Genomic DNA, 24,945 nt, shown 5'->3' with positions numbered 1-24,945 from the left:
GTGAAGTGATACGCCATGAGTCGCCGATGACCGAGGAATTTTACCGCATCCAGCGCCTGCCGCCCTACGTCTTCGCCGAGGTCAACGCGATGAAGGCCGCGGCCCGGGCGCGCGGCGAGGACATCGTCGATCTCGGCATGGGCAATCCTGACGGGATGCCGCCAGCGCACGTTATCGCCAAGCTGGCCGAAGTTGCGGCGAAGCCAACCGCCCATCGTTACTCCGCTTCAAAAGGCATCCCCGGCCTTCGCAAGGCGCAGTCCGCTTACTACCAGCGCCGCTTCGGGGTCGATCTCGATCCTGACAGCGAAGTCATCGTCACCCTTGGATCCAAGGAAGGCCTGGCCAACCTTGCCCAGGCGATCACGGCGCCCGGCGACGTCGTGCTGACCCCAAACCCCAGCTATCCGATCCACCACTTCGGCTTCATCATTGCGGGAGCGGCCATACGTTCGATTCCAGCGGTACCTGGCCCGGACTTCTTCGATCGGCTCGAAAAAGCGATGCGGTATACGGTGCCGCGTCCCAAGGTGCTGGTGATCGGCTATCCGTCCAACCCCACCGCGCAGGTCGTCGACCTCGCTTTTTATGAGAAGCTCGTCACTTTCGCGCGCGAGGCCGGGCTGACGATCATCTCCGATCTCGCTTATGCCGAAATCTACTTCGGTGACGCGCCCACCCCGTCGATCCTCCAAGTCGAGGGCGCCAAGGACATCGCGGTCGAATTCACTTCCATGTCCAAGACTTATTCGATGGCCGGTTGGCGAATCGGTTTCGCGGTCGGCAACGCCAGTCTGATCGGCGCCCTGACGCGAGTGAAGTCCTACCTCGACTATGGGGCGTTCACTCCAATCCAAGCTGCGGCCTGCGCGGCGCTCAACGGACCGCAAGACTGCGTCGAGGCCAATCGGCAGCTATATAAGAAGCGCCGCGACGTGATGGTCGAGAGCTTTGGACGTGCCGGCTGGCAAATTCCAATTCCCGAAGCGTCGATGTTCGCCTGGGCACCGATCCCGGAAACATTCCGGCACCTCGGAAGCATGGAATTTTCCAAACGGCTCTTGACTGAGGCCCATGTCGCGGTGGCTCCAGGCGTCGGTTTCGGCGAAGAGGGCGAAGGTTTTGTCCGCCTGGCACTCGTCGAAAACGAACAACGGCTCCGTCAGGCGGCACGCGGGGTTAAGGCGATGCTGGCCAAGGCGTGACCTTCACTCCGCGGTTCTGCTAAGGCCAGACAAATGAACAATATTCCGAGCAGCCGTTCCGACTTGGTCTCGCGTGGAAAGTGGATCGCCGCCGCCGGCTGGCTGGTCCTGCTTGTCAGTGCCGGGTCGGCTCTTCTTCCCTTGCTCGATCGCCGCGGCGGAGCCGTCGTCGTTGGCTCCCTTCTGCTGGTGACGGGCGTGATCGAGGTTCTGGCGGGGTCGCTCCGACACGAAGCGCGGCCGCTGGCCATGCTCACCGGCGCGCTCACCATCATTGCAGGGACGCTCTTCGCCACTGAGGCTGCAACGCGCTTCTTCCTTCCGGCCGTCACGATCGTCATGGGATGGCTGTTCATTCGCGCCGCGCTACTCGCGCTGACGAGCAGGGTTACCAGCGGCGGAGTCCGTCGCTGGACACTTATCTCTGCAGCAACCGATTTCCTGCTCGCGCTGGTTCTTCTGGTCGGACTTCAAATCGCATCGCTGGTCGTCGCGCTTATCGGAGTAACCGCGCCATTGGTCGCCAGTTTCGCCTGGGTGCTTGCGCTAAGCTTCCTGGCGACTGGCCTTATGCTGCTGGAAGTTGCGAGCTGCGCTCGAGCGTCGGAGGACGTGTGAGCGGACTTACCGAGGGTCTGATCCTCCCCGCGAAGGATCTCCCCCATCTCGCCGAATATATCCAGCTTGCCATCGCGCCGGTTTTCCTTCTCGCCGGTCTGGGGGCTTTTCTCAACGTTTGCGCAGGACGCCTTGCGCGGATTGTCGACAGGGCGCGCCGAGTGGAGGAGCGAATTCTTTCTACCCGCGGGAGCGAACATGATCGACTTGTTGACGAGGTACGTTTGCTCGACTGGCGGATACGCACCGTGAATGCCGCTATCTTTTCTACGGTCCTCGCAGCTCTCCTTATCTCGGCCGTAGTCATATTGATGTTCGCAGCTTTCCTGACCTCGGTCCCGCTTGGGATCCCCATCGCCATCCTTTTCATCGCGGCAATGTTCGCGACCGGCACCGGCTTCGCGATTTTTCTCCACGAGACGCGGATCGCCAGCCGATCCGTCCGCATTCGCAACGCGATTCTTGAACACCAGGCCGAAGACTAGGGCGGCATTCTCGACAAGCGCGCCACCCCGCCCTATCGGCTGCGCATCATTCAATTGCCGGAGCATTCATGGTCACCGCCTCATCGATTCTCGACCGAGTCCTTGTGCTCGAGATGGTCCGCGTGACCGAAGCAGCGGCCATTGCCGCCTCGAGGCTCGCGGGACGCGGTGACAATGACGCGGCGGACGCAGCGGCGGTCGAAGCGATGCGTCAGGCGTTAAACGAGCTGCCGATGGACGGCACCGTCGTCATTGGCGAAGGTGAGCGAGACGAAGCGCCAATGCTCTACATCGGTGAAAAGGTCGGTAGCGCCCAAGACAGCGGGCCGAAGATCGATATCGCACTCGATCCGCTTGAAGGAACGACGATCACCGCAAAAGCCGGTCCCAACGCTCTTGCGGTCCTGGCCATTTCCGAGGCCGGCGGCCTGCTCAATGCGCCCGATGTCTACATGGAGAAAATGGCGATCGGCCCAGGGTATCCGGAAGGCACCATCGATCTCAACAGGAGCGTCACGGAGAACATCCGATCGATCGCAGCGGCCAAGGGGGTCGAGCCGAGCGAGATCGTCGCTTGCGTGCTCGACCGCGAGCGTCATGCGGGCATCATCAGCGAACTTCGCGCGCTTGGCTGCGGCATCCAGCTCATCCCCGACGGCGACGTCGCAGGGGTGATTTCGACGACCGATGTCGACACCGGCATCGACATCTATATCGGCACAGGCGGAGCGCCGGAAGGCGTGCTTGCCGCAGCGGCGCTGCGCTGTGTCGGGGACAGATCCAGGGGCGGCTGCTGTTCCGAAACGATGACGAGCGCGCACGCGCCCATCGCTGGGGTATCAAGGACCTCGACCGGATCTATTCGATCGACGAAATGGCCAAGGGCGACTGCATCTTCGCTGCGACCGGCGTTACGGACGGCTCGCTTCTGAAAGGCGTGAAGCGTCGCAAGGGCGGCTGCGTGGAAACCGAGAGCATCGTCATGCGCGCCAGCAGCGGCACGGTCCGCCGTGTCTTCACCGAGCATCGCAAGGGCTTCGCCTGAACCCTTGAAGAGCGGCGGTTCAAGCGTATTATCCAGCTATGACGCCTGCCGTTGTTCCAGTCGACCTGCAGCCCGTAGAGCCGGGCTATCGCCATTCGCTGATGCTTCGGTCGGCGATCTTCTGGCTGATCCCATTGATCGGCGCTCTTGTCCTCGACCGGCTTGTGCTGTCTGAGACTTGGGCCGCCGGCCTCGTTCCGCTAATTGTCGCTTTCTTCGCGTTCGGAGCTGTGGTCGTCGGTCCGGGGCGGATTTATCGGCGGCTCGGCTATGCGCTGGATGGCCGCCTGCTCCGGGTCGTGCGTGGCTGGCTTTTCCACGTCGACACGGTCGTTCCTTTCGTACGGGTTCAACATATCGACGTGACGCGCGGGCCATTCGACAAGTTGTTCGGGACTGCGACCCTGGTCGTTCATACCGCCGGAACGCATAATAGCGTGGTGACGCTTCCCGGCCTTGCACCCGATCGCGCGACCGAAATCCGCGATTCGATCCGCGCGGAAATCCGCGCCGATTCCGAATGACCGACGCCGCACTGGCTACCGCTCCCGTACGTGGAGAGCGGCTTCATCCGCTCTATCTCCTAACCGGCCTCGGAAAGGTCGTGAGGGGTGCATGGGGTGTTCTTGCCGGAGGGGCCTATCTCGCCGTTCAGGACAAGCTTGGGCTGGCGCTGATCCTGTTCGGTGGCTTCGTGCTGCTGTCGACCGCGTCTTTGTTCATTCGCTGGCTCACATTCGAATTCCGGGTTGAAGACGATCAGCTCAGGATCGAGCAGGGACTCCTCAACCGAAGCAGCCGGACCATCCCGTTCGACCGAGTGACCGACGTCGATATCGAGCAGGGCCCGATCCATCGCGTCTTCGGCCTTGCCCGGGTGAGGATGGAGACCGGCGCTTCAGCCGCGGCAAAGGATGCGGAAGGACAACTCGATACGATCACGCTCGAGCGGGCACAGGCTATTCGCGAAATTGTCCGCGCCCGTCGCGGTCACCCTTCCGTGACTTCGACCGAAATCGCTCATGACGTTGGAGATACGGCCCGACCGCTCTATGCCATGGATCGTCGCCGCGTGATCATTGCCGGCTTCTTCAACTTCTCGCTCGCTGTCATCGCCGCGCTGTTCGGCGCAAGCCAGACCTTGGGGGATGTGATTGGTTTTGATCCCTTCTCCCGCAGCTTCTGGCTTGAAATATTCGCAAGCACCGGCCCGCTTCGCGACTATGTGCTGGCGCATCAGTTCGTGGCGGCGCTCGGCGGTACAATTCTACTCCTCATCATCGGGGTCGGCACTGGCCTTGTGCGGACCGTCCTTCGCGAGCACGGGTTCCGGCTCGACCGCACCCCGACCGGCTTTCGCCGGCGCCGGGGCCTGCTGACTCTGACAGACGTCACGATCCCGGACCGCCGCGTCCAGGCCACGATCATGGCGACGGGACCGATCAAGCGCGCCTTCGGCTGGTTCACGCTCAAGCTGCAGAGCTTGGCGACCGACGGAAAGCAGGGAAGCCACGTCGTCGCTCCGCTCGCCACAGAACTCGAATCTGCCGAGGTTCAGCACTCCTTGTCGCGACCGATCGCACCAGCGGACGGTAGCTGGCGTTCGCTTCCTTTTGAGCATTTCCTAAGCAGTGCGGCGATCACTGTGAGCGCTGGCGTCGTTGCCTTGGCTGCCGCCCTCCTTTCCCCGCTGGCGCTGGTCGCTGCCGCCGGACTTGGCCTCGCCACGCTCGTCAACTGGCTCGAATGGCGGCGCAGCCGATACGCGCTCGACTCAGATCATCTTTTCCTTGAGCGGGGATGGTGGCGCCAGCGGCGCGCGATCGTTCCGCTCCGGCGCATCCAGAGCATCGACCTCACCGAGAATTTCTGGACGCGTGCGTTCGGCTTTGTGCGCATGCAATTCGGGGTAGCCGGCGGCACCATGCTTTCCGCCTTCGCGATCGACGGCATCGGGCGCAATGAGGCCGAGTCGTTGCGCGCTCGGTTGATCGCGCAATGACCGGGGCGTGCCAGGTCGAATGCTCGGTCCTTGGGCAGCCGTGGCGGTGGCGTCGCCAGGGCGGCGACGAACTCGGCCGTTCACTGACCGACCAGCTCTTGCTCGCACGCGGCGTAGTGGAGGAAGATCTTGCCCGCCATCGCGACCCGAGAATTCGCGATTTCCTGCCCGACCCCTCCGAGTTCGCCGACATGGACAAGGCCGCTAGCCGCCTGGCGGATGCCGTCCAGTCCGGCGAGATCATCGCCATCTTCGGCGACTATGACGTCGATGGCGCGACCTCGGCGGCGCTGCTTACGCTCTTGCTGAGACGGCTCGGGGTAGAGCCGCTGATCTATATTCCCGACCGGCTCATGGAGGGCTACGGCCCGTCAGGCCCGGCGCTCGTCGCCCTTCGCGAGCGTGGAGCCACGCTCGCCGTAACGGTGGACTGCGGCGCCCAGGCATTTGACGCGCTCAAGGCGGCCGACGATGCAGGTCTCGACGTCATTGTCTGCGATCATCATCAATGTTCCGCGGCGCACCCGGTCGCAGCGGCCTTTATCAATCCCAATCGGCTCGACGAGAGCGAAACCGGCGCAGCCCATGGCCATGTCGCCGCAGTCGGGATGGCCTTCCTTCTGGGCGTCGCCCTGCTGCGCGAGCTGCGGCGGCGCGGTTGCTTCGTCAATGGCAGTCCTGAGCCCTCAATCATCGACCTGCTCGACATCGTCGCGCTTGGGACGGTCGCGGACGTTGCCCGGCTGCGCTCGCTAAACCGCGCCTTCGTAATCCAGGGGCTGAAGGTCATGGCTTCGCGCGGGAACATCGGCCTTGCCGCACTCGCCGACGCTGCGCGGCTAACCAAGCCGCCCACCTGCCGTGACCTTGGTTTTGCCCTTGGCCCGCGAATCAATGCCGGCGGGCGCGTCGGCAAGTCCGACCTTGGCGTGAGACTGCTGACGGCATCCGACCCAGAAGAAGCCCGGGCCATCGCGGCCGAGCTCGACCGGCTGAACGAGGAACGCCGGACTATCGAACAAGCCGTGACCGACGCCGCGCTGGAGCAGGCCGAAGCGGCAGGTGACGCACCGCTCGTACTGGTATCCGCCCCCGGCTGGCACACAGGTGTAGTCGGAATTGTCGCAAGCCGCCTCAAGGAGCGGTTTGGGCGCCCGGCGATCGTCATCGGTGAGGATGAAGACGGGATCGGCAAGGGTTCGGGCCGTTCGATCAGCGGTGTCGATCTAGGCGCGGCGGTGCTCGCCGCCAAGGGTAGCGGTCTGCTTGTAGCTGGTGGTGGTCATGCGATGGCAGCGGGGCTGACCGTTGCACCGGGCGGCGTCGAGGCCCTGCGAGCCTTCTTGAACGAGCGGCTGGCAAAAGATGTCGAGACAGCGCGAGGCGGCAAGGCCCTGACGCTCGACGCATCGCTTGCTCCCGGCGGGGTAACCGGCGCATTGTGCGACGAGCTCGATTGCGCTGGCCCTTATGGCGCGGGCTGGCCAAGCCCGAAGGTGGCCGCCGGCCCGGCCCGATTGCTCAAGGTGGGCATCGTCGGCAACGGCCACGTTCGGGGATCGCTGCCGGTGACGATGGCCGCAGCTTCCGATGGATCGCCTTCCGTTCCGCCGAAACACCGCTTGGCCAGACATTGCTCTCAGCCGCCAACGACCGCAGGTGGTGGCTGGCCGGCGCGATCCGCCGCGACGAGTGGCAGGGCGGAAATGCGGCGGAAATGCACGTCGAGGATGCTGCACCGGCTTGACCCTAGCGGGTCGATACCCTAACCGCGCCGCACCATCAGGCATGGCCCCTTCGTCTAGCGGTTAGGACGCGGCCCTTTCACGGCTGAAACACGGGTTCGATTCCCGTAGGGGTCACCATCGCATTGCCGAGAAGCCCGATTGCGCGGCTATTCCTTCCTCGGCACTTTCGGTTCGACGATAAGATAGGCGACTGTCGTTTCGCCGATGTTGAGCACCTCGTGCCATGCCGTTCCGCCGCTGCTGAAATGGCTGCCCGGTTCGATCCGCACCTCCCGGGTTCCGCTTGGATCGGTGATCCGCATTGTGCCGCCAGACAGTGCGTAGCCGAAGTGCTTAACATGGAAGTGCCGCTCGTGTCCGACACCGGGCGGAAAGGTGCATCGAAGAATGCGCTGCTGTTCATCCTCATGGAGCCGTTCGCAGACTGTGCGACCACGCCAGCCGGCGGCAAGCGGATCGGTAAGGATCGCTGAGCCGGACGAAGCGGCCGCAGCGAGCGCAAAAAGTATCAACACAGTCTTTTCGTCCCTTCAAGGCGTGCAGGCACCGCCAGCTAGAGCCGGAACCAGGCAATGGCGAGTGTGACGGCGAGAACCGACGTGCTCGCGAACAACGCGATCGCAGCGGACCAGCCCTTCCCACGCGCGTAAGCCAGTGTGACGCCGATCTTGACGGCCATATTGGCGATAATCGTTCCGCCGATGGCGATGGCCGCAAGCGGGGCCGCGATCGCTTCCGGGGACAGGCCGCCGGCAGTAACGATGGAGGCATCAACGTCCATCGAACCCATCAGGAATAGCAGGACCGCGATGCCTTCCTGGCCAAACTGCCCTTGGGCCCATCGCGCGACGACGGCGGCGATGGCGATGAACACAACGAAGCCGAATGCAGGGAGGAGCGCGATCGGATTGCCCGGCGGCGCCGGGCCTTCGGCTTTTTCCGACCGCCGATAAAGGATGTAGCCGGCGGTCCACGCGACGGCCAGCGCCGGGGCAATAAGTATGACGAAGTCGATGAGCAGGCGGTTGGCGAGGATCGCGACCAAGACGATGACGCGAAGGTACATGACAGCGCTGGCAAGGGCGATTCCGGCAGCCTCGGCTCCACCAGCCTTGTCCGAGCCCAGTTGCTGAGACAGCGATTGCGTGACTGCGGTCGAACTGTAGGCGCCGCCGATCAGCGCGGTGGCGATGGTGCCGCGTCCGGCGCCGAAAATGCGGTTGGCGACATAGCCCGCAAAGGAAAAGCCAGTGACCAGGATGACCACCCACCACAAGGTCGCGGGGTTCCAGGCATCGTAGGGTCCCATCTGCTCGTCGGGAAGGAACGGCAAGACGGCGAGCGCGATGACCGCGTAACGGGCGAGCGCCTTGATGTCCTTTTCATCGAGCCGATCGACGAAGCTGTGAAGGTCCTCGCGCATCGCCAGGACAAGAACGATCACCGCCGCCGATGCCAACCCGAGGCCGATCCCGCCGGTTCCCGCAAGAAACGCCGCGGCGATTGTTGCGACTGCCGCGATGGGACTGGTGGCATCGCCCTTCTCTCTCAGCCGCGGCGCGTAGGCGAGCGCGAGATAGCCAAGCATCCCGATGATCATCGCCACGGCGACCAGTGGCTGGCGCGCATACAGCATCCCGGCAATGCCCGACCCGAGCCCCATCAGTGTGAAAGTCCGGACGCCGGCGACTCGCTTCCCGGCCTGCTGGTCGCGAAGCTTGAAGCCCCGTTCCAGCCCGACGAGTCCGCCGATCATCAGGCCTGCGCCGACGCCAAGTGCTTCTCGCGCCCAAGGGTCAAGCTCTGAAATCAAGCCGCAAGTTCCGCGCAAGCCAGGTCAAATGGCAAGGCCGGGGTCGCCCTCAACGACTTGTTGCTCAAGCTTCGGGCGCTCGCCCGGCGCCCACAGCTTCGCCGTGTGCACGACGCGATAGCGAAGCGGGCCGCCATCGGGCTGCGTGCTGCGCGCGATCGGCCGCGGGATGCAAACGAATTCCGTCCGCATCTCGTCGCTGCTGAGCCGTACGGTGGCATATCCATGCCCGCCAGCATCCACGAATTCGAGGTGTGGCGCCAGCTCAGGATTCCGGAGCGCCTTGGCGCGATCGATGTCGAATGACTTCGCATATTCGAGCGCGGACCGGACGCCATGCTTCAGAAGCAAGTTATAGGTCCACGCGTAACCGCCCCCCGGCCGATCAGCGACGTAGAGCGGGCGCATGGTGCGGTCTTTCTTGAAGCCGTTCTCAAAACCTTCCATCGCCCCGGACTGACCAGCGATCCGCCGACGAAGCTGAGGCCGACAGGCTCATACTCGTTTGGGGGCAACTTGGCCGCGGCATAGCCCGCCCAGAAGCTGTGCCGGTCACCCGACACGATGGCGAAGCCGGTAATTTTCGCGTCGCGAACGAGGTCGTAGATTTCCCCGCGCTCCTGATAAGCGGCGCCCCATTCGTCGGTTCGCAAGATGCCGAACGTGTTCGCCGGCCATGATTTCGCGACCATGCTGGCCGGAATATGTTCGGGATCGATTCGGATATCGAGCGCGCCGAGGGAATTGGCCCAGATTTTCCAGGTCGCGGTGGAACGCTTTAGCTGGTCCTTGAACCAAGCTTTTTGCTCGACCCCGAGGATCGTGCGCGGCTCCGAATCCTTGCTCGGATTGGGAATCGTGGCATCGCGGAAGCTCAATGTCGCCGGCGGATTCCCGCCATTGGCAGTGCGGCCTGCATCAAGCGCAATCATCACCGGTTCGGGAAAGGCGCCGGCCCACGCTGGATCGTAAATCTTGCCGATATCCTCATGATCTGACGGGTCGGCGCCCTTGAAGCTATATTGGTCGGTGATGATGAGGTCGAGGTGCCGGCCGTAGCGCAGGGCGCGATAGGCGATCAGGCTGCGTATCGCGGTCAGATTGTTCGGTTCCAGCCCAAGACCATTCTTGTCCCATTTCTTGATCTCGACATCTTTAACCACCGGCGGGCCGAACTCGGCCAAGGTCCCGCTCGGAGACTTCACCCGCGCCGGAATATATTCGAACCAGGCCTGGTTGGCGGCGACCTTGACGGTCTGCCCCGGCCGCGGCGGCTGACCACCGGCCTGGACCATGCTCTGCCGGCCCACCCACGAGAATTCGTGATTGTCCCAGATGCACACGAACGGCCAGCGCGCGCGCGCGTCCTGAAGGTCAGGGTCGTGCAGATAGCCCTTGTAGATGGCCCGGTAGCCCTCGACGGTCAGGGGCATGTGAAAGTTGCCAACCTTGAATGAGTCGGGCTCGGCCGGGAGCCGCGCGACCTCGTAGATCGCCCGGCCGTAGCGTGTCTTCACCTCGTCCGGATATTGGACGACCTCGTAGATGAAATCGCCGAGGTGAAGGACGAAGCCGAGTTGCTCGGCAGCCGGCTTGCGCTCGTCCTCGAAGATCATTCGGCGATAGCCGTTGAGTTTGCCCTCGTTGATGTCCTGGCAGCTGACGAACGCGAAATTGACGGCACGCGGGTCGTTCGCCGCAGGCGCGGTGATTGTCCGGCCGACCCGGCTGCCGTTCCCCGTCGAGTCCGTGAAGCGGTACCAATAGGTGCGCGCGGGCTTCAATCCGCCGACCAGCACGCGCGTCGTCCAATCGGATGCGGCGGAGACCGGTGCGGGCGCCTGCGCGACGACGCGGCGGAAACCCACGTCCTCGGCAACTTCGACGGTTAGCAATTGACGGCCGCTTTCGAACGGCCTTCGGGTCCACAGGATAATGCTGTTCGGATCGGGATCGCCCGACGCAACGCCTTCCGGGAAAAGATCGCGGCGCTCGGTCCATTTGACCCTCGAAGCCCGCGCGGTACCGGTCCAGGCGAGGGAGGCCCCCATGGCCGCCGCAAGTTGCATGAAATCGCGGCGGCTGAGTGCCATTTCCTACCCCTTTTTCAGCCTCTCGGCGTGCCAGGCGACGTGATCGGCCATGAACGTCGAGATGAAATAATAGCTGTGGTCGTATCCCGGATGGCGCCGAAGCGTCAGCGGAATGCCGGCCGCCTCGCAGCTTTGCTCCAGCAGTTCGGGCCGCAATTCCTTTTCGATGAACGGGTCGGCCTCGCCGATATCCACTAAGATTTCGTCGACTCGCGCGCCCGCGGCAATGGTGGCGCAAGCATCGTGACGGGTCCATTTCTGCCGGTCCTCACCGAGATAATGGCCAAGCGCCTTGCGGCCCCATGGCACCTGGCTCGGGGCGACGATCGGCGAGAAGGCACTGACCGATCGGAATCGCCCTGGATGACCGAGCGCCAGCGTCAGCGCGCCGTGCCCGCCCATCGAATGGCCGGTGATCCCCTGCCGCGCCCTATCCGCCGGGAAGTGCGCGGCAATCAGCGACGGAAGCTCTTCTGCGACATAGGTCCACATCTGGAAATGCCGGTCCCACGGCGCCTCGGTCGCATCGACGTAGAAACCCGCGCCCTGACCGAAATCATAGAGCTTTTCGGGATCGTCCGGCACCTCGTCGCCGCGGGGCGACGTATCCGGCGCGATGAAGATGATCCCGGCTTTCGCGCAGGCCGCGCGATATTCGCCCTTCTCTGTGACGTTTGCGTGGGTGCAGGTCAGGCCCGAGAGATACCAGAGGACCGGCAACATCGAGCCGGGCTCATGATCGGGCACGAAAGCCGAGAATACCATGTCGGTATTGGTTGTGGTGGAAGCGTGGCGATAGACCCCCTGGACCCCGCCATGGCTGCGGTTTTCGCTGACCGTCTCGATAGTCATTGTTCCGGCCGGTAAAGACCGCACAGCTTGTTTCCGTCCGGATCGCGCAAGTAAGCGAGATACAATTTGCCGAACGCATTCTGACGATAGCCGGGCGGGTCCTCGACCGCCGTTCCGCCGGCCGCTATTCCGCGCTTGTGCCAGGCATCGACCTCCTCCGGGCTGTCGAAGGCGAAACCGATCGTCCCGCCGTTAGCCGGCACTGCGGGACGGCCATCGATCGGGTTGGTGACCATGAACACCGCGCCCCTGCGCCCGTAGCTCAAGCGGCCCTTCTCGTCGGCTCTGCCCTCCTTGTCGAACAGAGCATCGTAAAAGGTTTTCGCGCGGCTGAGGTCGTTCGACCCGACCATCACATGGCTGAACATCCCTTTTCCCCTTTAGTATACGACAACGCTGCGGATGCTTTCCCCCGCGTGCATCAGGTCAAAGCCCTTGTTGATCTCGTCGAGCGCCAGGACGTGCGTGATCATCGGGTCGATGGCGATCTTGCCATCCATGTACCAGTCGACGATCTTCGGCACGTCGGTGCGGCCCTTGGCGCCACCGAACGCCGTGCCGCGCCAGTTGCGGCCAGTGACGAGCTGGAACGGCCGCGTGGCGATTTCCTTGCCGGCTTCCGCGACGCCGATGATGATCGAGGTGCCCCAGCCGCGGTGGCAGGCCTCGAGCGCGGTACGCATGACTTCGGTGTTGCCGGTTGCATCGAATGTGTAATCGGCGCCGCCATCGGTCATTTCGACGATCTTTGCGACAATATCCTCGCGGCTCATGCCCCGACTGTTGAGGAAGTGGGTCATCCCGAACTTTCGGCCCCACTCCTCGCGGTCCGGGTTGATATCGACGCCGACGATCTTGTCCGCGCCGACCAGCTTCGCGCCCTGGATGACGTTAAGGCCGATCCCACCGAGGCCAAATACGACGACGTTCGCGCCCGGCTCCACCTCGGCGGTCTTGACCACGGCGCCGACCCCGGTGGTGACCCCGCAACCGATGTAGCAGCTGGTCTTGAAGGGGGCATCCTCGCGGATCTTCGCAACGGCGATTTCCGGAAGCACCGTGAAGTTCGAAAAGGTCGAGCATCCCATGTAGTGGAAGATGGTCTCGCCCTTATACGAGAAGCGGCTGGTGCCGTCGGGCATCAGCCCCTTGCCCTGCGTCGCGCGGATCGCCGTACAAAGGTTTGTCTTGCCGCTGAGGCACGACTTACACTGGCGGCATTCGGGCGTGTAGAGGGGAATGACGTGGTCGCCCGCCTTCACGCTGGTGACCCCGGGACCGACTTCCCGGACGATGCCGGCGCCCTCGTGTCCGAGGATGGAAGGGAAGATACCCTCGCTATCGAAGCCGTCTAGCGTGTAGGCGTCGGTATGGCAGATACCGGTCGCCATGATTTCAACCAGCACTTCACCGGCTTTCGGCCCTTCGAGGTCGACCTCGACGATTTCAAGCGGCTGTTTAGCTTCGAAGGCGACGGCGGCGCGGGTTTTCATTGTACTTCAGGCTCCCTTGGCGGCGACTGCCGCCTCATCGAATTGTGATTGGATTTCTGCTGTAGGCGCGGGCGTCGCAGTGCTAACCAGCCAGATGGCAAGGCTCGAGGCGATGAATCCGGGCACGATCTCGTAAAGCGTTGCCGACCAGCCGAGCAGGATCCAGGCAACCACGACCAAAGCGCCGACGATCATTCCGGCAAGCACGCCCTGCCTGGTCGTGCGCTTCCAGCGCAGCGAGAAGAGAATGGCCGGGCCGAACGCCGCGCCGAAGCCGGCCCAGGCATTGCCGACGATACCGAGCACCGTGCTTTCCGGGTCGAGCGCGAGGACACCGGCGACGATCGAGACCAGAACGACCATGACCCGGCCGATGGTGACCAGCTGCTTCTCCCCCGCCTCGCGGTTGAGGAAGGTGCGGTAGATATCCTCTGTCAGGCTCGACGAGGTAACCAGCAGCTGGCTTGAGATGGTGGACATGATCGCGGCCAGCACTGCCGCCAGCACGAAGCCGGCAATGAACGGGTGGAACAGGATCTTGGAGAGCAGTAGGAACACCGTCTCCTCGTCCGCCGGAGCGCCGCCGCGCGCCGCGAACCACGCCGCGCCGATAAGCCCGGTGAGGACCGCGCCGAGCAGGCTGATCGACATCCAACCGATGTTGATCCGCCGGGCGGTCGGCATGTCCCTGACGTTCCTGATCGCCATGAATCGGACGATGATGTGCGGCTGGCCAAAATAACCCAGGCCCCATGCGGCAGCGCTGACGATCGCCAATAAAGTCACGTCTCCGCCAATAAATTGGGTCAACGACAAGCCACGCGACGCTTCGGCGGCGGCGAGGGCGGGGGCCAGGCCGTCGCCAAGCTCGATCCAGGCGACCAGCGGCACCAGCACGAGGGCGAGAAACATGATGCAGCCTTGCACGAAGTCTGTGAGGCTAACGGCCAGGAAGCCGCCCATCACCGTGTAGACGACGACGATTCCGCCCATGAGCAGGATCCCGGTCAGGTAATCCATGCCCAGCGCCGAGACCGCGAACTTGCCGCCGGCGACCATCCCTGCCGACGTATAGAGCGCGAAAAACACGATGATGACCAGGGCGGAGACCAGCCGGAGAGCGTGGCTTTTGTCCCGAAAACGCTCCTCGAAATAGTCGGGGACGGTGATCGCGTCATTGGCGAGTTCGGTGTAGGTTCGAAGTCGCGGAGCGACGAGCCGGTAGTTGAGATAGGCGCCGATAATGAGGCCGATGCCGATCCATGCCTGGCCGAGGCCGGAGAGGAAGATGGCACCGGGAAGCCCGAGCATCAGCCAGCCCGACATGTCCGATGCGCCGGCGCTGAGTGCCGTGACCGCGGGCCCGAGGTCGCGCCCGCCGAGCAGATAGCCGTCGACGTCCTGGGTCGATTTGCGCCACGCGTAAAAGCCGATGCCGAGCATGGCGACGAAATAGATCGCCAGCGCGATCAGGGTCCCTGTTTCCATGGTCGCGGACGCTATGAGGCAGTGCGCCGCCTTGCAAGCGGTAGCCGGGGTGCTAAGCGTCGCTCATGGGCTGGGCCAAAGGCAAGCACGCACTCATCACCGGCGGTGGGACCGGGATCGGCGCAGCGACCGCGCGAATGCTCTCCGCCGAAAGCGCGAAAGTGTCGCTCGTCGGCCGCCGCCGGGAGCCCCTGGAGGCAATCGCATCCGAAACCGGCAGCTCGGTCTTCCCAGCCGACATGACCGATCGTGAGGCGATGGAAGCCACGTTCGCCGCTGCCCGCGACGCCAACGGTCCGTTCGATTACGTCATCCTCAACGCCGGAATCGGCGATAGCGCACCATTCCTGAAGACCAGACGGGAGGCGTGGGACCGGATCATCGCCACCAACCTCACCGCCTTGTTCGACGGTGCGCAGCTGACTCTGCCTGACCTCATCCAGGGGGAGGACAAAAGGCTGGTCATCGTCGCATCGGTAGCCGGGTTGCGCGGCGCCGCTTACGCCGCGCCTTATGTCGCCTCGAAGCATGGTGCGGTCGGGCTGACCAAGAGCTTGGCGCTGGAATATGCCAAGACTGGGCTCACCGTGAACGCCATCTGTCCGGCGTTCGTCGACACGCCGATGGTCGACGATAGCGCTGAGCGCATCTCGCGAACGACCGGCAGAAGCGAAGAGGAAGCGCGCGCCGCGCTCGCGGCAATGAACGCGAACAACCGGCTGGTCACGGCGGACGAAGTCGCCGCTTCGATCCTGCACCTCCTTCATCCATCGAGCCGGTCGATCACCGGCGCCTGCCTGACCATTGACGGTGGGACCACGGCTTGAGCCTCGACCCAGAAATCCTCGATCCCACACACTTTCGTTGGGCCTTCGACAAGGGCGTAGCGACGATCACGCTCGACCGGCCGGAGAAGAAGAACCCGCTGACGTTCGAATCCTATGCCGAGCTTCGAGACGTGTTTCGCGCGCTCGAGACGACACCGGAGGTGCGGGTTGTGGTCATCGGAGGAGCCGGCGGCAATTTCTGCTCCGGCGGCGACGTCCACGAGATCATCGGCCCGCTGACAAAGATGGATGCGCAGGGGCTTCGTGAGTTCACAACTATGACCGGCGACCTGGTAAAGGCGATGCGGGCCTGCCCCCAGCCGATCGTCGCTGCGGTCGAGGGTGTTTGCGCTGGCGCAGGTGCGATCATCGCCATGGCTAGCGACCTTCGATTGGCGAGCCGCGACGCCAAGACCGCATTCCTGTTCACGCGCGTCGGGCTTTCGGGTGCGGATATGGGCGCCTGCGCCGTTTTGCCGCGGATCATCGGCCATGGTCGCGCCGCGGAGCTCTTGTTCACTGGCCGCGCGATGACGGCGGAAGAAGGCCTCGCCTGGGGCTTCTTCAGCCAGCTGGTCGACGATGTGAACGCCGAAGCACAGGCCCTGGCTCGAACGCTCGCCGGCGGCCCGGTGCAGGCCCATTACATGACCAAGCGCCAGCTCGATGCAGAATGGAACGTCAGCATCGAAACGGCGATTGACATGGAGGCCGAAGCGCAGGCGGAATGCATGGCCACCAGGGATTTCACCCGAGCCTATGAGGCCTTCGCGAACAAAAGGAAGCCGGAGTTCCAGGGTGACTGACTGGTTGCGGTGGCCTTTCTTTGAGGATCGCCATTGCGAACTGGCTGCCCGCTTGGGTCAATGGTGCACCGCCAACCCCAGCCACCACTACGACAATGTCGATGGCGAATGCCGCTCGCTGGTCGGATCGCTCGCCAATGCCGGGCTGTTAAAACTGTGCGTCGCCGATGGAGGCAGTGCGCCGGACGTTCGCAGTCTCGCTATCGCGCGCGCGGCGCTCGCCTATCACAGTGGCCTCGCGGACTTCGCCTTCGCAATGCAGGGCCTCGGGTCCGGCGCAATCAGCCTGTTCGGAAGCCACACGCAGAAAGCCGAATGGCTTCCCAAGGTCACCGACGGAACGGTAATCGCCGCTTACGCACTGACCGAGCCCGAAACCGGCTCCGACGCCGCCAACATTGCCATGCGCGCCAGCCGGGTCGACGGCGAATGGCGGCTGAGCGGCGAGAAGAGCTACATCTCAAACGGGACGATCGCCGACGTCTTGACTGTCTTCGCCCGCACCGGATCGCCCGAGGAAGGCGCCAAGGGCATAAGCGCTTTCATCGTGCGCGGTGACGACCCGGGCTTGTCCGTGGCGGAGCGCATCGACGTGATCGCGCCGCACCCACTTGCACGGCTCAAGTTCGAAAATACCCACGGCCAAATGCTCGGCGTGGAAAGCGATGGGTTCAAGGTCGCGATGCAGACGTTGAACCTGTTCCGGGTCACTGTCGGCGCCGCTGCACTCGGCTTTGCCCGGCGCGCGCTCGACGAAGCGATCCCATTTGCTTCTTCGCGCAAGCTCGGCGCCGGAACGCTCGCCGACAATGCGGTCACGCAAGAGCGGCTCGGTGAAATGGCGACGATGATCGATGCGTCGGCATTGCTCATAGCCCGAGCCGCCTGGCAGCAGGACAAAGGTATTGGCGACGACCGCCGCGCCGCCGCAATGGCGAAGCTCCACGCAACGGAAGCAGCGCAGAAAGTGATCGACATGGCGGTGCAGATGCATGGCGGGCTCGGGGTCACCGTCGGCGCAAAGGTGGAGGAGCTTTACCGCGAAATCCGCAGCCTTCGAATCTACGAAGGCGCAAGTGAAGTGCAGCGTCAGATCATCGCCCGAAGCCTATTGAAGAGGGCGACGAAGGAGACCAGCCAATGAACATCCTGCAACCGGCCGGCTGGCCGCGGCCCAAAGGTTATTCCAACGGCATTTCCGCTACCGGACGAATGATCTTTACGGCTGGCGTCATCGGCTGGAACGAGAGCGAGATCCTCGTGTCACACCGCCTCGACCACCAGTTCGCCCAAGCGCTGAAAAACGTCCTCGCCATCTTGAACGAGGGCGGTGCCGGGCCGGAACATATCGTTCGCCTGACCATCTACGTCACCGCGATCCAGGAATATTTGACCAGTCGCGACGAACTCGCGCCCATCTGGAAGTCGATCATGGGCGATCACTATCCGGCGATGGCGCTGGTCGAGGTCAAACGACTCGTCGAGCATGCCGCCAAGATCGAGATCGAGGCGACGGCGGTGGTGCCAGAGTGATCGACAGCTTCGTTCGCGACCGGCTTCCGCCGCCGGACCAGCAACCCGAATTCCTGCTACTCGATTACCCGGAGCGGCTTAACGCTGCCGCAGAGCTGTTGAAGGGTGGAGCGCCCGGCGACCTAGCCATCATCAACGAACACGGCCGCTGGACCTACGCCGACCTCGACAGTTTTTCCGGCCGCATTGCCCGCCTGCTGGTCGAGGAGGAAGGCCTCCAGCCCGGCAACCGCGTGCTCCTTCGCGGCCCCAACGGCTACACCATGTTCGCCTGCTGGCTGGGCATACTGAAAGCGGGCGGGGTGGCCGTGACCACCATGCCGCTGCTCCGCCCCGGCGAGCTAGCGACGGTCATCGACAAGGCGGAGGTCAGCCATGCCTTGTGCGACAGCCGGTTCATCGGCGACCTGCGCGACGCCGCTGAGCAGACGCGTTACCTGAAGTACATCGTCAAATATGACGGCGACTACGGGCAGGGCGCGCTTGAAGAACGCTGCCGAGGGTTGGAGCCTCTGCCAGCTGTCGAGACCGCGCAGGACGATCCGGCGCTGATCGCCTTCACCAGCGGCACCACCGGCATTCCCAAGGGCTGCGTCCATTTCCACCGGGACGTGCTCGCTCCCTGCGATACCTTCGCCAAGACGCACTTCCCGATGAAGCCGGGCGACGTCGCACTGACCAGCGCGCCGATCGCCTTCACCTTTGGTCTCGGTGCGACATTGCTGTTCCCGCTACGCTTTGGAGCGTCAGCCGCCACGGTCGAGAAGGCGACTCCGCCGGAATTGCTCGAGGCGGTGTCGCGGTTCGGGGTCACTCACCTTGCTACCGCGCCGACCGCCTACAAGGCGATGCTTACCGCACCGTCGCTCGACAATGCTCTGCGCTCACTCAAGTCCTGTCTCAGCGCCGGGGAGCATTTGCCAAAAGCGGTGTGGGAGGCGTGGAAGGAGCGAACCGGTATCAGCATCGTCGACGGCATCGGCTCCACAGAGATGATGCACGTGTTCGTGGCGGAAAGCGGCGACGAGATCCGCCCGGGATCAACCGGTCGCGCCGTGCCCGGCTACGAGGCGGCGGTTCTCGACGAAGACGGCAAGCCGATGAAGGAAGGCGAAGGGCGGCTGGCGATCAAGGGGCCGACCGGCTGCCGCTATCTCGCCGATGAGCGGCAGGCGAACTACGTCGCCGCCGGCTGGAACGTCACAGGCGACACCTATCGGAAAGATGCCGACGGCTATTTCTGGTACGTGGCGCGGAGCGACGACATGATTGTCAGCTCGGGTTACAACATCGGCGCCCCCGAGGTGGAGAATGCGCTTCTCGCGCATCCCGCGGTCGCGGAATGCGCGGTAATCGGCGTAACCTGCCCGGAACGCGGACAGAAGGTAAAGGCGTTCGTCGTGCTCGCCGGGTTTGCGGAAGCCAGCGACGAGCTTGCGGACGGCCTCAAGGCCTTCGTCAAGGATCGCATCGCGCCGTACAAATACCCGCGCGAGGTGGAGTTTGTGGACGCGCTACCAAAGACGGCAACCGGCAAGCTCAGGCGGGTGGAACTGCGGGCCCGCTGAGTTTCCAGCCCCATGCACAAAGTGCCAGCATGATCGCATTACCAACCAGGTCTAGCAGGCCAACCGTCGTGAAGACCGGGTCCACGAAGTAGAACCAGTAATTGAATGCGAAGAAGGGGACCAGCGCGATCCCGTAGGCGAGAAACGTGGTCCGCGTGAACCGCGCGGTCGCTGTGAACAGGCCGGAGATCAGCGCCTGTGCGCCGAAGCAGGCAACCGCCAATGTCTCAAGGCGGCTGCCTTGCGCGATGCCGGGACGGATAGTCAGGTCGATAACCTGCTGAGGCATCATAAGCGCCCAGCCGCCAAGCACCACGAACACCGCGGCAATCGCGCGCTGAACGTTGAGCGCCGTCACTCGAATTCGACGATGACCTGGTCGACGGCGAGGCTTTCTCCTGCCGCGACCGGAGTCGCCTTGACGGTCGACGCCTTCTCGGCGCGGAGGATGTTCTCCATTTTCATCGCCTCGACCACCGCGACCGGCTGGCCCGGTTCGACATGGTCGCCGGCCTTCACCTCCAGCCGCGTCAGCAGCCCGGGCATCGGCGCCAGCAGGAATCGCGACATGTCCGGCGGCACCTTCTCGATCATGTGCCTCGAGAGGGCGGCGATGTGAGGCGCCATCACCGCGACGTGGTGCCGGGCGCCGCGCGTCGTAAGCGTCCAGTCACGGCCCTTGCGCCCAATCTGCACCACACGGCGGCGGCCATCCATGTCGGCAACCATCAGCGGCTCGCCAGGCGCCCAGTCGCCGATGACGTCAATTTCCTCGCCGTCATCGACCGAAACGAGATTGCCGCCGTCGTACGGGGTCACGGTGACTTCGAACTCGCGCTTCCCGATCCGCACGATCTGGGTCGCGTCCGGGAACTGCGGTTCGCCCAATTGTCCGTCGATCAATGCCGCGCGGGTATCGACCGTCAGCTCGGCAATCGCGGAGAGCGCGGCCAGATCGGCGAGCAATTCCTCGTCCGCCGGAGCGCCGGTGAAGCCTTCGGGATATTCCTCGGCGATGAAGCCGGTGGTCAACTCGCCCGAACGAAAACGCGGATGCTGCATAATCGCGCTCAGGAAGTCGACATTGTCGCCCAGCCCGTCGAGCTGGAAGGCGTCGAGCGCCGCGATCTGCTTGTCGGCCGCTTCATCGCGCGTCGGAGCCCAGGTGATCAGCTTGGCGATCATTGGATCGTAAAACATCGAGACTTCGCCGCCTTCATAGACGCCGTCGTCGACGCGCACGCCGTCGAGGCCGCGACGACCGTTGGCGGCGCCATCATCCCCCCAGCCCGGGACCGGCGGCTGGTAGCGGATCAGCCGCCCAGTCGACGGAAGGAAACCGCGATACGGGTCTTCGGCATAGACCCGGTTCTCGATCGCCCAGCCGTCAATGCCGATGTCGGCCTGCGTAAACGGCAGCTTTTCGCCGGCGGCGACGCGGATCATTTGTTCGACGAGGTCGATGCCGGTAATCGCCTCGGTCACCGGATGCTCGACCTGGAGGCGGGTATTCATTTCGAGGAAGTAAAAGCTCTTGCCCGTCGGGTCCTTGCCCGAGACGATCAGCTCAACGGTGCCCGCGCTGTAATAGCCGACCGCCTTCGCCAGCGCGACGCACTGCTCGCCCATCGCTTTCCGCATTCGCGGCGTGACGAACGGCGACGGCGCTTCTTCGACCACCTTCTGGTGACGCCGCTGGATCGAGCATTCGCGCTCGTTCAAATAGAGGATGTTGCCGTGCTGGTCGCCGAGGATCTGGATTTCGATGTGGCGCGGGTCCTCGATGAACACGCGATCGTCGCCGAAGCTGGCGAGCCCTTCGCGCTTGGTCGCTTCGAAGCCTTCGCGGACGTCCTTTTCGGAGAAGGCGAGGCGCATGCCCTTGCCGCCGCCACCGGCCGACGCCTTCATCATGACGGGATAGCCGATTTCCCCGGCGATCTTCACGGCGTGCTCGGTGTCCGCGATCTCGCCGACGAAGCCGGGGACGACGTTGACTCCCGCTTCCTTCGCCAGCTTTTTGGATTCGATCTTGTCGCCCATCGCGGCGATGGCGTTCACCGGCGGACCGATGAAGGCGATGCCGTGCCTGGCCAGCGCTTCGGCGAAGCTCGTACGCTCTGAAAGGAAGCCGTAGCCCGGGTGAACCGCCTCCGCGCCGGTCGCCTTGCACGCGTCGATGATCAGCTCGGCCTTAAGATAGCTCTCGCTGGCCGGCGGCGGGCCGAGCCGGACGCTTTCGTCCGCCATCTTCACGAACGGCGCGCGGGCGTCGGCGTCGGAATAGACCGCGACCGTCTTGATGCCCATTCGCCGCGCCGTCTTGATGACCCGGCAGGCGATTTCTCCGCGATTGGCGATCAGGATTTTGGAGAACATTTTACCTCGAAACCGAATTCTGGGGCGGGCGGCTCAGCCGGAGGAAGCAAGAACTGCAAGGCTTGCGGCGAAAGCTGCTGGTAGATGGTGGCGTGCGTCAAGTCAGGCCGCTCGGCAAGGCAGAAGTGCGCGCCGGTCGCGGCGGCTTTGTCGGCCAAGCGTCGCATTGCGGCGGGCTCTTCCGATTGCTCTTTGGCCATCGCCAGGTACAAACGTTTGTCGGCCTGCTTCCTGCCGATTGCCGCCGAACCCCTACGGGAAAGCGCTTCCTTGTCCCACCACAGGCTGGGATCGATCGCCGCATAACCATCGAAAAGTTCGGGCTGGTCCATATAGGTCTCAACAATGAACAAGCCGGCCAGCGACTCTCCAATGACCACGGCCTTGCCATTCGCGCGGTATGTCCGCTCAATCACTGGGCGAACTTCCGTAGCGAGAAAGCGCCGGAACGCGGCCGATTGCCCAGCGGTCGGGTATTTTTTCAGGAGTTCCGGGTCGGCGGTCGGCCCAACCAGCTCACGACGGCGATCCTTCGTCTCGATTCCGACGACGATCGCATCGCCACTGCGGCCCCACATCGCGCCAAGTTGGGCGACGCCGGCGACGTGTAGCAGGTCCTGCTCCACCCCGCCGTCGATGACAAATAACATCGGATACTTCCGTTCCGGCTGCTTCGCGTAGCTCGGCGGAAGGACGACCGTCACCGTGCGCCTCTCATGAAGCACGGACGACTCAATCGTGTGGCTCATTCCGATCCGGATTGGTGTCGGCTCGGCAGCTTGAACCGGTCCAAAAGCGAATAATGCCGATGCGAGCAGCGCGGCGAGCCTCACTCCGCCGCCTCATCGACCGGCGGCTTGTTGTGACCGAGCAGGCGCAGCACTTCATCAGCGGCGTCGGCGAGGTTGGTGCCCGGACCGAAGATCGCCTGCACGCCCGCCTCGCGAAGCAAAGCGTAATCTTGCGGCGGGATGACCCCGCCGGCGACAACCTTGATATCCGGTCGGCCCCCTTCCTTGAGCGCCGCGATCAGCTCGGGGATCAGGGTCTTGTGGCCCGCTGCGAGCGATGATGCGCCGACCACATCGACGTCATGCTCCACCGCCATCTCCGCACTTTCGCGAGGGGTTTGGAAGAGCGGCCCGGCGATAACCTCGAAGCCCAGATCGCCGAACGCGCTAGAGACGAGGTTCGCCCCGCGATCGTGCCCGTCCTGGCCCATTTTGGCGACGAGAATGCGGGGCTTGCGGCCCAGCCGGTCGGCAACGGATTGCGTTCCGGCGACCGCTTCCTTCCAGCGCTGGTCGTCGCGCTTGCCGTAGATGCCGCTCACCGGATGCGGCTGGGTATGATAGCGGCCGAACGCCCGCTCCAGCGCATCGGATATCTCGCCAAGCGAAGCCCGCGCCCGCGCGGCCTCCACCGCCAGCGCAAGCAAATTGGCATTGCCTTTCGCGCCCGTTTCAAGCGCGTCCAGCGCCGCGACAACGGCCGCGTCGTCGCGTGATGCACGCATCTTCTCAAGACGCGCGATCTGGCCGGAGCGAACCTTGGCATTGTCCACCTCGAGAATGTCGAGATGCGCTTCTTCCGCTAGGCGATATCTGTTGACGCCGACGATCACCGTCTCGCCTGTATCGACCTTGGCTGCACGCTCCGCCGCCGCTTCCTCAATACGCTGCTTGGGGAGGCCTTCGGCGACCGCCTTGGTCATCCCGCCGTGCTGTTCGACTTCCTCGATCAGCGCCCACGCCTTGTCTTCCAATGCACGCGTCAGCGCCTCGACATACCAGCTTCCGCCGAGCGGGTCGGCGACCGCTGTCACACCGGTCTCCTCAGCCAGGATTAGCTGCGTGTTGCGCGCGATCCGCGCCGAGAAATCGGTCGGCAGCGCGATGGCTTCATCGAACGAATTGGTGTGCAGCGACTGCGTTCCGCCAAGCACCGCGGCGAGCGCCTCGATCGTCGTTCGGACGATGTTGTTATACGGGTCTTGTTCCGTCAGCGACACGCCACTGGTTTGGCAGTGCGTGCGAAGCAGCTTCGACTTTTCCGACTGCGCGCCGAGATTGGTCATGATCCGCGCCCACAAGGTCCGCGCGGCGCGCAGCTTGGCGACCTCCATGAACAGGTTCATGCCGATACCGAAGAAGAACGATAGCCGCGGCGCGAACTTGTCGATGTCGAGGCCCGCATCATTCGCAGCGCGGACATAGGCCATGCCATCGGCCAGCGTGTACGCCAGTTCCTGAACCGCCGTCGCTCCGGCCTCGTGCATGTGATAGCCGGAGATGGAGATGCTGTTGAACTTCGGCATCTCGGCAGAGGTATACGCGATGATATCGCTGACGATCCGCATCGAGGGTTCGGGCGGGTAGATGTAGGTGTTGCGGACCGCGAACTCTTTCAGAATGTCGTTCTGGATCGTGCCGGAAAGCGCGGCGCGGTCCACGCCCTGTTCCTCACCTGCGACGATGTAGAACGCCATCACGGGAAGCACCGCGCCGTTCATCGTCATGCTGACCGACATCTTACCGAGCGGGATTCCGTCGAACAGCAGCTTCATGTCTTCGACGCTGTCGATCGCCACGCCCGCCTTGCCGACATCGCCGGCGACGCGCGGATGGTCGCTGTCGTAGCCGCGGTGGGTCGCAAGATCGAAGGCGACGCTCAGCCCCTTCTGCCCTGCCGCGAGGTTGCGGCGGTAGAAGGCATTCGACTCCTCCGCGGTCGAGAAGCCGGCATACTGGCGGATGGTCCACGGCCGCCCCGCGTACATCGTCGCATAGGGTCCGCGTGTGTAGGGCGGCAGGCCCGGCCAGCCGCTGTCGATCCCCGCGACGTCCTCGGGCCCATAGACGTTCTTCAGGTGGATTCCCTCGGGCGTTTCGCGCTCGAACGTGCGGCCCTTCGACTCCTTGTCGGCAAGGTCTTTCCACTCTTCACGGGTCGGCTTTTTCGTCATCGGCTCCGCCCTAGCGCCGGGCCGC

General features: G+C 63.8%; 22 protein-coding genes, 1 tRNA gene and 2 pseudogenes. 13 read left to right on the top strand and 12 right to left on the bottom strand.

What is annotated here, in order from left to right; genetic code table 11:
- Window positions 1-26 precede the first annotated feature (26 nt).
- The 8 genes and pseudogenes from G7076_RS00980 (at window position 27) to G7076_RS00950 (ending at window position 7,220) form a co-directional block, all read left to right on the top strand.
- The gene (locus G7076_RS00980; protein WP_166199632.1) at window positions 27-1,205 is read left to right on the top strand and encodes an LL-diaminopimelate aminotransferase; all 1,179 of its coding nucleotides are present in this window, start codon (window positions 27-29) and stop codon (window positions 1,203-1,205) included.
- A gap of 33 nt (window positions 1,206-1,238) precedes the next feature.
- On the top strand, window positions 1,239-1,823 hold the full coding sequence (locus G7076_RS12280) for a hypothetical protein (protein ID WP_240913824.1): 585 nt from the start codon (window positions 1,239-1,241) through the stop codon (window positions 1,821-1,823).
- Window positions 1,820-2,308, top strand: a complete 489-nt coding sequence (locus tag G7076_RS12275; RefSeq protein WP_240913823.1) for a DUF2721 domain-containing protein — start codon at window positions 1,820-1,822, stop codon at window positions 2,306-2,308. Before G7076_RS12280 ends, G7076_RS12275 begins: the two co-directional genes overlap by 4 nt.
- A 68-nt stretch (window positions 2,309-2,376) precedes the next feature.
- Window positions 2,377-3,353, top strand: a pseudogene (gene glpX / locus G7076_RS00970) (class II fructose-bisphosphatase).
- A 38-nt stretch (window positions 3,354-3,391) separates the two neighbouring features.
- Window positions 3,392-3,877, top strand: coding sequence for a PH domain-containing protein (locus tag G7076_RS00965; protein ID WP_240913822.1), 486 nt, complete (start codon window positions 3,392-3,394; stop codon window positions 3,875-3,877).
- The gene (locus G7076_RS00960; protein ID WP_166199627.1) at window positions 3,874-5,355 is read left to right on the top strand and encodes a PH domain-containing protein; all 1,482 of its coding nucleotides are present in this window, start codon (window positions 3,874-3,876) and stop codon (window positions 5,353-5,355) included. Before G7076_RS00965 ends, G7076_RS00960 begins: the two co-directional genes overlap by 4 nt.
- Window positions 5,352-7,102: pseudogene (recJ, locus tag G7076_RS00955) on the top strand (single-stranded-DNA-specific exonuclease RecJ). Before G7076_RS00960 ends, recJ begins: the two are co-directional and overlap by 4 nt.
- A 43-nt stretch (window positions 7,103-7,145) precedes the next feature.
- Window positions 7,146-7,220 (top strand) — tRNA-Glu (locus G7076_RS00950).
- A gap of 29 nt (window positions 7,221-7,249) precedes the next feature.
- Here the strand turns inward: G7076_RS00950 and G7076_RS00945 are convergent.
- The 8 genes from G7076_RS00945 to putP are packed head-to-tail and all read right to left on the bottom strand — an operon-like array spanning window position 7,250 to window position 14,842.
- Window positions 7,250-7,618, bottom strand: a complete 369-nt coding sequence (locus tag G7076_RS00945) for a cupin domain-containing protein (RefSeq protein WP_166199625.1) — start codon at window positions 7,616-7,618, stop codon at window positions 7,250-7,252.
- A gap of 38 nt (window positions 7,619-7,656) precedes the next feature.
- Complete coding sequence (locus G7076_RS00940; RefSeq protein ID WP_166199623.1) at window positions 7,657-8,916, bottom strand: DUF4010 domain-containing protein; 1,260 nt, start codon at window positions 8,914-8,916, stop codon at window positions 7,657-7,659.
- 24 nt (window positions 8,917-8,940) lie between these two features.
- Window positions 8,941-9,267 carry a hypothetical protein gene (locus G7076_RS12185; protein WP_206367550.1) on the bottom strand — a complete coding sequence of 109 codons (327 nt, stop codon included), beginning with the start codon at window positions 9,265-9,267 and terminating at the stop codon, window positions 8,941-8,943.
- Window positions 9,258-11,009, bottom strand: coding sequence for an alkaline phosphatase D family protein (locus G7076_RS00935; protein WP_206367549.1), 1,752 nt, complete (start codon window positions 11,007-11,009; stop codon window positions 9,258-9,260). Before G7076_RS00935 ends, G7076_RS12185 begins: the two co-directional genes overlap by 10 nt.
- Before the next feature lie 3 nt (window positions 11,010-11,012).
- Window positions 11,013-11,861 (bottom strand): S-formylglutathione hydrolase, encoded by an 849-nt coding sequence (gene fghA / locus G7076_RS00930; RefSeq protein WP_166199621.1) that lies wholly within the window; start codon window positions 11,859-11,861, stop codon window positions 11,013-11,015.
- On the bottom strand, window positions 11,858-12,229 hold the full coding sequence (locus G7076_RS00925; protein ID WP_166199619.1) for a VOC family protein: 372 nt from the start codon (window positions 12,227-12,229) through the stop codon (window positions 11,858-11,860). The genes fghA and G7076_RS00925 overlap by 4 nt, the downstream gene beginning before the upstream one ends.
- A gap of 12 nt (window positions 12,230-12,241) precedes the next feature.
- Window positions 12,242-13,354 carry an S-(hydroxymethyl)glutathione dehydrogenase/class III alcohol dehydrogenase gene (locus G7076_RS00920; protein ID WP_166199617.1) on the bottom strand — a complete coding sequence of 371 codons (1,113 nt, stop codon included), beginning with the start codon at window positions 13,352-13,354 and terminating at the stop codon, window positions 12,242-12,244.
- Between the two features lie 6 nt (window positions 13,355-13,360).
- Window positions 13,361-14,842, bottom strand: coding sequence for a sodium/proline symporter PutP (gene putP, locus G7076_RS00915; protein WP_166199615.1), 1,482 nt, complete (start codon window positions 14,840-14,842; stop codon window positions 13,361-13,363).
- Window positions 14,843-14,907: 65 nt separating this feature from the next.
- Here putP and G7076_RS00910 point away from each other — a divergent pair, with 65 nt between their 5' ends.
- Genes G7076_RS00910 through G7076_RS00890 form a run of 5 tightly spaced genes read left to right on the top strand, consistent with a single transcriptional unit; the run spans window position 14,908 to window position 19,576 of the window.
- Window positions 14,908-15,669 (top strand): SDR family oxidoreductase, encoded by a 762-nt coding sequence (locus tag G7076_RS00910; RefSeq protein WP_166199613.1) that lies wholly within the window; start codon window positions 14,908-14,910, stop codon window positions 15,667-15,669.
- Window positions 15,666-16,475 carry an enoyl-CoA hydratase family protein gene (locus G7076_RS00905; RefSeq protein WP_166199611.1) on the top strand — a complete coding sequence of 270 codons (810 nt, stop codon included), beginning with the start codon at window positions 15,666-15,668 and terminating at the stop codon, window positions 16,473-16,475. Before G7076_RS00910 ends, G7076_RS00905 begins: the two co-directional genes overlap by 4 nt.
- Window positions 16,468-17,619, top strand: a complete 1,152-nt coding sequence (locus tag G7076_RS00900) for an acyl-CoA dehydrogenase family protein (protein ID WP_240913821.1) — start codon at window positions 16,468-16,470, stop codon at window positions 17,617-17,619. The genes G7076_RS00905 and G7076_RS00900 overlap by 8 nt, the downstream gene beginning before the upstream one ends.
- A complete protein-coding gene (locus G7076_RS00895) occupies window positions 17,616-18,008 on the top strand; it encodes a RidA family protein (protein WP_166199607.1) in 393 nt (130 codons plus the stop codon). Before G7076_RS00900 ends, G7076_RS00895 begins: the two co-directional genes overlap by 4 nt.
- Window positions 18,005-19,576 (top strand): AMP-binding protein, encoded by a 1,572-nt coding sequence (locus tag G7076_RS00890; RefSeq protein ID WP_206367548.1) that lies wholly within the window; start codon window positions 18,005-18,007, stop codon window positions 19,574-19,576. The genes G7076_RS00895 and G7076_RS00890 overlap by 4 nt, the downstream gene beginning before the upstream one ends.
- Here the strand turns inward: G7076_RS00890 and G7076_RS00885 are convergent.
- From G7076_RS00885 to scpA, 4 genes are read right to left on the bottom strand one after another with little or no spacing between them, the layout of a single operon-like run.
- A complete protein-coding gene (locus G7076_RS00885) occupies window positions 19,548-19,934 on the bottom strand; it encodes a hypothetical protein (RefSeq protein WP_166199605.1) in 387 nt (128 codons plus the stop codon). The genes G7076_RS00890 and G7076_RS00885 overlap by 29 nt on opposite strands.
- A complete protein-coding gene (locus G7076_RS00880) occupies window positions 19,931-21,955 on the bottom strand; it encodes an acetyl/propionyl/methylcrotonyl-CoA carboxylase subunit alpha (protein ID WP_166199603.1) in 2,025 nt (674 codons plus the stop codon). The genes G7076_RS00885 and G7076_RS00880 overlap by 4 nt, the downstream gene beginning before the upstream one ends.
- On the bottom strand, window positions 21,937-22,788 hold the full coding sequence (locus G7076_RS00875) for an alpha/beta hydrolase-fold protein (RefSeq protein WP_240913820.1): 852 nt from the start codon (window positions 22,786-22,788) through the stop codon (window positions 21,937-21,939). Before G7076_RS00875 ends, G7076_RS00880 begins: the two co-directional genes overlap by 19 nt.
- Window positions 22,785-24,920, bottom strand: coding sequence for a methylmalonyl-CoA mutase (scpA, locus tag G7076_RS00870; RefSeq protein WP_166199601.1), 2,136 nt, complete (start codon window positions 24,918-24,920; stop codon window positions 22,785-22,787). The genes G7076_RS00875 and scpA overlap by 4 nt, the downstream gene beginning before the upstream one ends.
- Window positions 24,921-24,945 lie beyond the last annotated feature (25 nt).

The organism is Sphingomonas sp. HDW15A (assembly GCF_011301715.1).
In the GTDB taxonomy this organism is placed as follows: Bacteria; Pseudomonadota; Alphaproteobacteria; order Sphingomonadales; family Sphingomonadaceae; genus Sphingomicrobium.
Note: the sequence above shows the minus strand (reverse complement) of the source record. Positions and strands in the feature narration are given on the sequence as shown.